Consider the following 2,878-nt stretch of genomic DNA (forward strand, 5'->3'; position numbering starts at 1 on the left):
CCCGAGGAATCGACCAGGCCACAAAAGCCCGAACCCACTAACGGCACAGCTGCAATGAACATTCTGGTGATGGGCAGCGATACCCGCGGGTCCTCCGAGGTGGACGTCGAAACCGACGCTTCCGCCGATCAGCGTGCTGACACCTTGATGCTGGTCCACATCCCTGCTGACCGGAAGAATGTCTACGCCGTGTCCCTCATGCGGGACTTGTGGGTTGATATTCCCGGGAAGGGCGAGGCCAAAATCAACGCCGCACTTGCCTACGGCGGCGTCCCGCTGATGGTGCAGACGGTTGAGTCCCTGTTCCAGCAACGCATCGACCACGTGGCCATGGTTGACTTCGAAGGCTTCAAGGGCCTGACGGACGCGCTTGGCGGGGTGGAGATCGACGTCAAGATCCCCTTCTCGCCTAATTCCGGCCCCATGAAGGGCCATGTCTATGCGGCCGGCACACAGACTTTCAATGGCGACGAAGCACTTGCCTTCGTCCGCGAACGCAAGTCCTTCAGCGACGGCGACTACCAGCGGGTGCGCAACCAGCAGGCCTACCTCAAGGCGATCATCGGCAAGACCATCGCCCGGGAGACCCTGACCAACCCGGTCACCATCAACAACATGGTCTCCTCGGTGTCACCGTTCATCAGCGTGGACAAGAGCCTGGACGCCGCTGCGATCGGAAGCCTTGCCTTGAGCATGCGCGACATTCGAGCCTCCGACACCGTGATGTTCACCCTCCCCACCTTGGGAACGGGCACCTCCAACGACGGTCAGTCCATTGTTGTGGCGGACACCAACGCGATCTCAGAGATCGCCGCCGCCTTGTCGAAGGACCAGTTAGGTCAGTACGTGACGGCTCACGGGCTGGAAAAGGGCAACTGACCACTCCAAGCTGTCAGGTGGTCGTCGACGTTGCCGCTGGGGGCATCGTCGCCCGCCGGCCAAGTGTGCGCGCAAATTACTAAACTATGCGCAGAATGATTCTTCAGTACTCCGCCATGTAGGCAAAAGCGGCCCAAATTGCACGGTAATCAACTAATCAGCTGGCTTGGAATGCGCGATTAGTATCACATTCTGCGCATTATGGATCTTGAAAGCTGCCTTTCAATTTGCATTTCAGGGGGACTAGCTATGGCCGCTCCACCCAAATTTGTGATGCATCTAAAGTCCCTTTACGATTGCCCTTGAAACGTCAAGTCACACCATCTGGTGCGGCCGGGTGTCTTTGGTTTCATTCGCTCCACTGGGGCGTTGGGGGTATAGCTATGGGGGCTGAATCGTGATTAAAACCGTTGTGTTGTGGTACCGGATATCACGGTCAACCACCAGGCAGCCTCGCACTGCCACCCAGCAATTCACGGGCTGACCCCCATGACAACTTTTGTATCTGCCTCACGCGACGTCGCTCTCGCAGCAGGCTCTACGTGGCTGCGCTCCCAGAGCATCAAGATGAGGTTTCTTGATCTTGCCTGCGTGGTCATCGCCGTCGGTGGCGCCCACCTGCTGCGGTTCGGCACAGCGGACGTCACTGTTGCCGGCGGAGACACGGAGCTGTCCTACTCAACGCTCTCCATCGTCCTCATTCTCACGTGGACAGCCGCACTCGAGTTCGGCGGAACGAGGGATCGCAAAGTCCTCGGCACCGGAACTGACGAATACAAACGCGTTGCCGTTTCATCGCTGTGGCTTTTCGGCTGCTTGGCCGTGGTCTCCTACGTCTTCCAACTGCAGACGGCACGAGGATACGTCTCCGTGGCCCTGCCCTTGGGCGTCACCCTGCTCCTTGCGGTCCGTTTCGCCCAACGACGCAACCTGCACCGAAGCCGGCTCGAGGGACGGAATCTACACAAGGTGCTCCTGATCGGTGCGCCCAATAACGTCAACCACTTGTCGGACAAGCTGAATCAACACATCGTGTCCGGATACCAACCAGTGGCGGCCCTGCTCACGGATTCTGTATCAACCGCTCCAACCAATCTGCCCGTTCTCGGCTCCTCCCCCAGCGTGGACATGGTCCTCGACTCCATTGGGGAATCCGGAGCAGACACCGTGGCGGTCTGCGGTGGAGCACACTTGGAGCCGGCCTTCCTGCGTCAACTGGGATGGGCTCTCTCTGCCCGCGATATTGGCATGATCGTAGCTCCAGCACTCACGGACATTTCCGGTCCCAGAATCCACATGCAGCCGGTTGCGGGACTTCCCCTGATCCATGTCACCACGCCCAAACTCAGTGGGATGAAAGCCTTCGCCAAGCGGGCCCTGGACGTATGCCTTTCGTCCATGTTGTTGCTGCTGCTGGCGGTGCCCATGCTGGTCATAGCCATCCTGGTCAAACTGGACAGCCCGGGTCCGGCTTTCTTCTTCCAGGAACGGATCGGCAAAGGCGGCCAGTCCTTCAAGATGATCAAGTTCCGCTCCATGCGCAACAATGCGGAGACTTTACTGGAGGCGTTCCAAGCCCAGAGCCAGGACTCCGTCATCTTCTTCAAGATGAAGGACGATCCGCGAGTCACCCGTTTGGGTGCATGGATCCGGCGTTACTCCATCGATGAACTGCCCCAAATCATCAACGTACTCAACGGCACCATGAGCCTTGTTGGCCCGCGTCCCCAGGTAGCCCGCGAAGTGGAGATGTATGACTTCGCTTCCGTCAGGCGCCTCCTGGTCAAGCCCGGCATGACCGGGCTGTGGCAGGTGAGCGGCAGGAACGATCTCTCCTTGGAAGAATCGATCCGTCTTGACCTGTACTACGTGGAGAACTGGTCCTTGGCCCAGGACATCATCATCCTCTTCCGGACTGCCAAGGCTGTGGTTGGCAAGGACGGGGCTTATTGAACCTGCGGCTGAGGCCCTGGTTCAATGCCTGCGGACCCGGGTTCAG

2 protein-coding genes are annotated in these 2,878 nt (G+C 59.0%); both read left to right on the forward strand.

The window, feature by feature from the left end:
• A partial coding sequence (locus HP499_RS22960; RefSeq protein ID WP_172326374.1) for an LCP family protein occupies positions 1-879 on the forward strand: 879 nt, incomplete at its 5' end.
• 489 nt (positions 880-1,368) lie between these two features.
• Complete coding sequence (locus HP499_RS22965) at positions 1,369-2,832, forward strand: sugar transferase (RefSeq protein ID WP_172326375.1); 1,464 nt, start codon at positions 1,369-1,371, stop codon at positions 2,830-2,832.
• Positions 2,833-2,878 lie beyond the last annotated feature (46 nt).

The organism is Paenarthrobacter sp. CM16 (assembly GCF_013179505.1).
Lineage (GTDB): Bacteria > Actinomycetota > Actinomycetes > Actinomycetales > Micrococcaceae > Arthrobacter.

Bases quoted from the DNA above. Each gene is read 5' to 3' on its own strand.
- HP499_RS22965 (WP_172326375.1), top strand. From the start codon at position 1,369: ATGACAACTTTTGTATCTGCCTCACGCGACGTCGCTCTCGCAGCAGGC.